7 protein-coding genes are annotated in these 6,747 nt (G+C 59.7%); 3 read left to right on the top strand and 4 right to left on the bottom strand.

Features of this window, described 5'->3' with window-relative positions; genetic code table 11:
- Window positions 1-249 (top strand): YigZ family protein (locus P8O11_RS08015; protein ID WP_300293487.1); only part of this gene is annotated, 249 nt, incomplete at its 5' end.
- A 227-nt stretch (window positions 250-476) separates the two neighbouring features.
- Window positions 477-740, top strand: coding sequence for a DUF6455 family protein (locus P8O11_RS08010; RefSeq protein ID WP_300293485.1), 264 nt, complete (start codon window positions 477-479; stop codon window positions 738-740).
- A gap of 7 nt (window positions 741-747) precedes the next feature.
- Here the strand turns inward: P8O11_RS08010 and rimO are convergent, their stop codons facing one another.
- Window positions 748-2,118, bottom strand: a complete 1,371-nt coding sequence (rimO, locus tag P8O11_RS08005; protein WP_300293483.1) for a 30S ribosomal protein S12 methylthiotransferase RimO — start codon at window positions 2,116-2,118, stop codon at window positions 748-750.
- Window positions 2,119-2,231: 113 nt separating this feature from the next.
- On the opposite strand from rimO, the gene P8O11_RS08000 reads away from it, so the two are divergent.
- Entirely contained in the window at window positions 2,232-4,157 is a 1,926-nt protein-coding gene (locus tag P8O11_RS08000) for an AsmA family protein (protein ID WP_300293481.1), read from the top strand.
- 114 nt (window positions 4,158-4,271) lie between these two features.
- Here P8O11_RS08000 and P8O11_RS07995 read toward each other — a convergent pair whose 3' ends face one another.
- Genes P8O11_RS07995 through P8O11_RS07985 form a run of 3 tightly spaced genes read right to left on the bottom strand, consistent with a single transcriptional unit; the run spans window position 4,272 to window position 6,619 of the window.
- The gene (locus tag P8O11_RS07995) at window positions 4,272-4,829 is read right to left on the bottom strand and encodes a hypothetical protein (RefSeq protein WP_300293479.1); all 558 of its coding nucleotides are present in this window, start codon (window positions 4,827-4,829) and stop codon (window positions 4,272-4,274) included.
- Window positions 4,804-6,192 (bottom strand): dihydrolipoyl dehydrogenase, encoded by a 1,389-nt coding sequence (lpdA, locus tag P8O11_RS07990; RefSeq protein WP_300293477.1) that lies wholly within the window; start codon window positions 6,190-6,192, stop codon window positions 4,804-4,806. Before lpdA ends, P8O11_RS07995 begins: the two co-directional genes overlap by 26 nt.
- A 31-nt stretch (window positions 6,193-6,223) precedes the next feature.
- On the bottom strand, window positions 6,224-6,619 hold the full coding sequence (locus tag P8O11_RS07985) for an MAPEG family protein (RefSeq protein WP_300293474.1): 396 nt from the start codon (window positions 6,617-6,619) through the stop codon (window positions 6,224-6,226).
- Between the last annotated feature and the right edge of the window lie 128 nt (window positions 6,620-6,747).

Below are 6,747 nucleotides of genomic sequence, written 5' to 3'. Positions count from 1 at the left end.
AAGAAATATGCCAAGGCGACACATAACACATGGGCGATGATCCTGCCCGATGGCACGCCACTCAAGTCAGACGATGGCGAAAGCGGAGCAGGTATGGTCATCGTGCGGATGCTGGAGCGCGAAGAGCTTTTGGGCCATGTGATCGTGGTGACACGGTGGTATGGTGGGAAGCATCTTGGGGGCGACCGTTTCCGTCATGTGCAAGATGCTGTCGCGGCCTATCTCAGCGCTTTTTTCCGCGGCGGTTAACCTTTGAAAAGGGGCTGATTCTAGGGGGGTGAAAAGCGTGCACACCCCGTGCGCAACCCGTGCACCGCCTGAACGGGTTTTGAAATTCGGCGTAAAACGGGCTGTTTGTTAAGGCCACGCGCGCTGATCAGCAGATAAACGCAACGTGCGGTCGGTTTGCGCTATGTCAAAGATATCTTGGATTTGGAGGGCCAGAGTGTAGCTCTGATGTGAGAAGGACGACCTCTATGACGCTTGCAACTTCTGCTTATACCGCTCCGCTTGGAAATCCTGCGCTTCACTTTGAGCTGACCCGCTTGGCGGCTGCCAATATGGGCGTGTGTATGAGCACAGCCATGGCCTCGGGCGCTTTGGGCGTGAAAGACCACGCCGACATGATCACTCGCTGCCGTAGCTGTCCGTTTGCGCAGGCTTGCATGGAGGCGCTGGCCGAAGGGCAAGTGCCGGCGGAGTGCGGCAACCGTTCGCTGCTTTTTCAACTGGCGGGGTGATCGGCGTTTAGAGCCGACCCCACAAATCATACTCGCCTGCCTCATCAACCTCGACAGATACGATCTGGCCGACTTCGAGGGCTTCTGTGCCTTCGTCGATAAAGAGGTTCCCGTCGATCTCGGGCGCATCGGCTTTCGTGCGGCAGGTGGCGATTCCGTCTTCGTCGATGTCGTCAATAATCACATCCATGCGCTGGCCGACTTTGGCGGCGAGCTTGGTCTCGGAGATGGCTTGAGCCTTCTCCATGAAGCGCTCCCACCGCTCTTGCTTGAGCGCTTCGGGGATGTGATCGGGCAGGGCATTGCTGCGCGCGCCTGCGACGTTTTCGTATTTGAAGCATCCGACGCGGTCGAGCTGGGCTTCGTCCATCCAGTCGAGCAGGGTCTGGAATTCTGCCTCGGATTCGCCGGGATAGCCGACGATAAATGTCGAGCGTAGCGTGATGTCAGGGCAGAGCTCGCGCCACTCATTGACCCGGTCAAGGGTGCGCTCGGCGTGGGCCGGGCGGGCCATCCGCTTGAGCGTCTCGGGGTGAGCGTGCTGAAAAGGGATATCAAGGTAGGGCAGGATCAGCCCTTCGCTCATCAGTGGGATAACTTCGCGCACCGAAGGATAGGGGTACACATAGTGCAGGCGCACCCATGCCCCGAGCGATCCAAGGTTGCGCGCGAGCGTTGTAATCGGCTGTTCGGTGAGGCCGCGGCGGACATCATTTGGCCAGTCGGTGCCGTAGGCGGAGGTGTCTTGAGAGATCACAAGAAGCTCTTGAACGCCGTTTTTAACAAGCTTTTCCGCCTCGCGCAGAACAGCTTTATGGGGCCGAGAGGCCAGACGGCCCCGCATATCGGGGATAATGCAGAACTTGCACTTATGGTTGCAACCTTCTGATATCTTTAGATAACTATAGTGGCGAGGTGTGAGACTCACACCAGAGGCAGGCAAGAGATCAATAAAGGGGTCGGGGCTGGGCGGCACGACCGCGTGCACGGCATCCAGCACCTGCTCATATTGGTGCGGGCCTGTCACCGCGAGGATCCGCGGGTGATGTTCGCGGATATAGTCAGGCTCTGCACCAAGGCAGCCAGTGACGATCACTTTGCCATTTTCGGCAAGTGCTTCGCCGATGGCGTCAAGGCTCTCGGCTTTGGCTGAATCCAGAAAACCGCAGGTGTTGACGATCACTGCATCGGCGCCTGAATAGTCTGGCGAGATCCCGTAGCCCTCGGCTCTGAGGCGCGTCAGGATGCGCTCGCTGTCGACCAATGCTTTGGGGCAGCCAAGCGAAACCATCCCGATTGTGGGCTGGCCTTCACGGCGTGTTTCAGAAAGCTGGGCGCGGGCGAGATCTGGACGCAGATCGGGGGGATTTTGTGACATGACGCTCCTATAGCGGCTGAATTGCGCTTGGGGAAGGGGGCGCATTGAGCAAGGTGATTGAAGCCTGTGGCGTGAGAGCATAGCCTTGGGCAAGTCAAAGGAGACGTCTTCACATGCGATTTTTGCGCTGGATATTTATTGCTGTATTTTTGTTTGTCGGTTTTGCTGCTGCGGGCCTCATGCTTTTGCCAAAAGAGCGGATTGCCAAGGTGGCGAGTGCAGAGATGTCCAAGGCGCTTGGGCGCGAGGTTTTGATTTCGGGTGATATTGGTTTGAGTGTCTGGCCCGTGTTGGGCGTGAAGACGGGGCCTGTGCAGATCGCTGGGCCAGAATGGGACACAGCACCTTTGCTCAAGGCGGACGCGCTGAGTATCGGGGTGGGCGCGGCAGCGGCCCTCAAGCGGGAGATTGAAATCCGCCGTGTTGAGCTTGTTTCCCCCGAGATCAATCTGATCACGGCTAAGGACGGGCGGGTGAGCTGGGCCTTTGGCGAGAGCACAGATGCGGCAGGCGCCACCGAGGGCAGCAAGGGTGTGACGCCCTTTGGCCTTGCGCGCGCGACATTGACAGGCGGGACAGTTTTGATTGACGACCGCCGTGCTGGCACGCGGGAAAAACTCACGGGTCTGGATGTGGCCCTTTCTATGCCCAAGATTGCAGGGCCTGCGACACTCAATCTGAGCGGTTTGCGCGGTGGGGCCGCGCTGCGCCTTGAGGGGACGGTGGGCAATGCAAGTGACTTGATTGCGGGCAGGCTTACGCCTGTGACAGCGCGCTTTGAGGCTGCCGGCGGCAGCGCGCGCTTTGAGGGGCGGATGAGCCAAGCGCTTGAGGCCGAAGGGCAGCTGAGCTTGAGCACATCAAGCACCTCGAAGTTTATGCAAAGCCTTGGATTGGGCGCAGCAGAGCTGCCACGCGGCATGGGACAAGCGATTGATATGACCGCGCAAGTCACGTTTTCGGGCGGAGAGGTTGTGAACCTGCGCGGCATGAGCTTGACGCTTGATCAGAACACGTTGACGGGCGATGCGGACATTCGGCTTGGCGGGGCGAAGCCGCAGATCACTGCGAAGCTGGCGGCGGGGCCGCTTGATTTTGCGTCGCTCGCCGCAGAAGGGGGCAGCGGCGGCGGCGGCGAGAGCCGTTCTGGCTGGAGCAAGACGACGATTGATGCAAGCGGGCTGGCGGCTGTGAATGCTGAAATGAGCCTTGCGGTGCAATCACTTGATGCGGGGATGATCAAGCTGGGCGCGAGCCGTCTGGGCGTGAGCTTGGACAATTCTCGGCTTGTTTTGAAACTTCCCAAGGCGACAGGCTATGGCGGGGAAATCTCTGGCGAATTTGTGGTGAACAACCGCGGCGGGCTGTCTGTGGGTGGGAACTTGAACATTTTGCAGGCCGATGTGAAGCCGCTTCTTGTCGATCTGATGGGCGTTGAGCGGCTTTCGGGGAAGGGTGACGGCTTCGTTAAATTTCTTGGATCGGGGGAAAATCTGGACGCAATCATGAATTCGCTGTCAGGCAACGGCGGGCTCGCTATGGCGGGGGGGACAATTTCGGGCTTGGACCTCAACGGGCTCATGGGCACGGGCAATGGCACCAAAGGCACGACTGTTTTTGACAAGCTCGGCGCGAGCTTTGACATCAAGGCAGGTGTCTTGAGCAATGACAATCTGAACATGACGCTGCCGCGGATCACGGCGACGGGCAAAGGCGTTGTGGGGCTTGGCGCGCAGACGATCAACTACGTGTTTACGCCTGTAGCGCTGAAGGCCAGCAGCGGCAAGGACCTTGCCTTTCCTGTCAAGATTTACGGGCCCTGGAGCAACCCGAAGATCATCCCTGACCTGAGCGCGGCGATTGATCTGAACTTCAAGGAGAAGAAGGAAGAAGTGAAGCAAAAGGTCGATACTGTGATTAAGCAGAAGGTTCAGGAAGAGCTTGGTGTGACTGTGGGTGAGGGGCAAAGCGTGGAAGATGCTGTGAAGCAGGGCGTCGAGGACAAGCTGAAGAAAGAGTTGTTCAAGATTTTCGAATGATTGGTTTTTGGGGTCGAATTGCGCTGCGCGCAATCCGACCCGCTGGGGGACCAGTCCCCCAGACCCCCTGGGATATTTTTGAAGAGAAGAAGCTGTGAGGGAGGCTCTTGAGGGTTAGCTGCGCGGGAGGGCGAGCTGCGTCACCGTCATTTGGAGGGCATCGCCGCTGTCGGGCTTGTTGCGGATGAGGATCACACCCCATTTTGCGTCACTTCCCGCTGGCGCGGCGCTGGTAAAGGTTCGAAAGAGATCCCATGGCAGTGGATCGCCGTTGTCAGCGAGCTCTGGCAGGTTTTCTTTGATGAGCGAGACGATCAGCGCGACGGCAGTGTCGCGCTGGGCCTCTGTCATCAGGCGGGTGGCGTCTTTGACTTCGCAGCGGTGGCGCGTCTGGATGGCTTGCAGGCCGGCGGCGTCGAGCCGTGTGATGCGCTGCGCCTTTTCGGGCAGGTCTAAATGTGGGTCGGCCCCGCTGCTTTGCACTCTGGCGAGGCGGCTGAGGCAGTGGGTTTCAAACAGCATCGCATAGGCGCTTGCGGGGTCGGGCGGATTGGCGGTTTGCCAGAGGGCGCGGCCCGACAGGCCTGCCAACATGAGAATGGCCGCTGCAAAGGCGAGGTGGCTTGGCTTCATCCGCCCTGTTTCCTCAAGCGTGGATTGCGCCGTCGCCACAGGCGAGGGCGGCTTCGCGCACGGCTTCGCTGTAGGTCGGGTGCGCGTGGCATGTCATTGCGACATCTTCCGCGGAGGCGCCGAACTCCATGGCCACACAGAGCTCGTGGATCATATCGCCAGCGGCGGGGCCGATGATGGCGGCGCCAAGCACACGGTCTGTTGCGGCATCGGTGATGATTTTGACGAAGCCGTCGCCTTGGTGGACCGCCTTGGCGCGGGCGTTGCCCATGAACATGAATTTGCCAACCTTGGTTTTGACGCCCTCTTCCTTGAGCTGGGCCTCTGTTTTGCCAACTGTCGCCACTTCGGGGGAGGTATAGACCACGCCCGGGATGACGCCGTAGTTTACGTGTCCGTGCTTGCCTGCCATGACTTCAGCGACAGCCATGCCCTCGTCTTCAGCTTTGTGGGCGAGCATTGGCCCTTCAATCACATCGCCGATGGCGTAGAGCCCTGCGACATTGGTTTGCCAATGGGCGTTGGTTTTGATCTGGCCACGGGGGGTCATCTCGACGCCGAGCGCTTCAAGGCCGAGGCCGTTGACGTAGGGCTTGCGGCCTGTGGCGACGAGAACGATATCGGCTTCGATGGTGGCCTCTGTATCGTCCTTTTTGGTTTTGTAAGTGACGGTCGCCTTGCCTTTGCCTGCCTTGGCTGACTGGACGGCAGCACCCATGACAAAGGTCAGGCCCTGCTTCTCAAGGATTCGCTTGAATGTGCGCTGCACGTCGGCGTCCATGCCGGGGGTGATCGCGTCCATGTATTCCACTACGGTGACTTCAGAACCGAGACGGGCATAGACAGAGCCAAGCTCAAGCCCGATCACGCCTGCGCCGATGACGACAAGTTTCTTCGGGATTTTGGCGAGGGTGAGTGCGCCTGTGGAGGAGACGATTGTTTTCTCGTCGATCTCGACACCCGGGAGCGTCGCGGGGGCGGAGCCAGAGGCGACGACGATATGCTTTGCCTCATGGGTTTCGTCGCCGACTTTGACTTTGCCAGCCTCGGGGATGGAGCCCCAGCCTTTGAGCCAGTCGATTTTGTTTTTCTTGAAAAGAAACTCGATGCCGCCTGTGTTCTGGCCGATGGTCTCGTCTTTATAGGCGAGCATTTGCTTCCAGTCGACGGACGGGCTTTTGCCCTTGAGGCCCATGGCGGCGAAGTTGTGCTCGGCTTCGTGCAGCATGTGGGAGGCGTGCAGGAGGGCCTTGGACGGAATGCAACCGACGTTGAGGCAGGTGCCGCCCAATGTGTCGCGGCCTTCGACCACGGCTGTTTTGAGACCAAGCTGGGCGCAGCGGATGGCGGAGACATAGCCGCCGGGACCGGCGCCGATGATGATTACGTCATATGATGCCATGGGGAGGCTCCTTTGTGGGCTGATGCGCGGCTCAGACGAGCGATGCAAGGATCATGAGAAGGGTGGCGAAAAGGCCCACGGCCCAGACGAGGCTGCGCCAAGGGCGCAAGTCATAGGCATAGGCTGGAATATAAAGCACGCGGGCGCTGAGATAGCCCCAAGCGCAGGCGGCTGTGAAGGGCGAGGCGGCTTGGCCAAGAGTCACGACGAGCACGGCGATTGTGAAAAGGATGAGGCCTTCGAAATGGTTGTTCAAGGCGCGGCCCAAGCGGGCCGTCTTGTGAGACATGTCGCGGCTTGGCGGACGGTCGCGCGCGGACATGGTGTAGCCTGACCCGAGCTCAAGATTTGCGGGGATGGCGTAGAGCACGAATTGCACCGCTTGAAGCAGGGCGGCGAGCGCGAGGGCGGTGAGCTCTGGGGTCATGCTGTGGGCGCTCCGGTGTTTGGGGAGGCGGGGCGCGCACAGGCTGCGCACCCCGAGTGTGATGATTAGAGGTCCATCAAGAGGCGCTGTGGGTCTTCCAGCGCTTCCTTGACGCGCACGAGGAAGGT

Origin of the sequence: Lentibacter sp., assembly GCF_029254145.1 — a bacterium.
Classification (GTDB): Bacteria; Pseudomonadota; Alphaproteobacteria; order Rhodobacterales; family Rhodobacteraceae; genus Lentibacter.
Note: the sequence above shows the minus strand (reverse complement) of the source record. Positions and strands in the feature narration are given on the sequence as shown.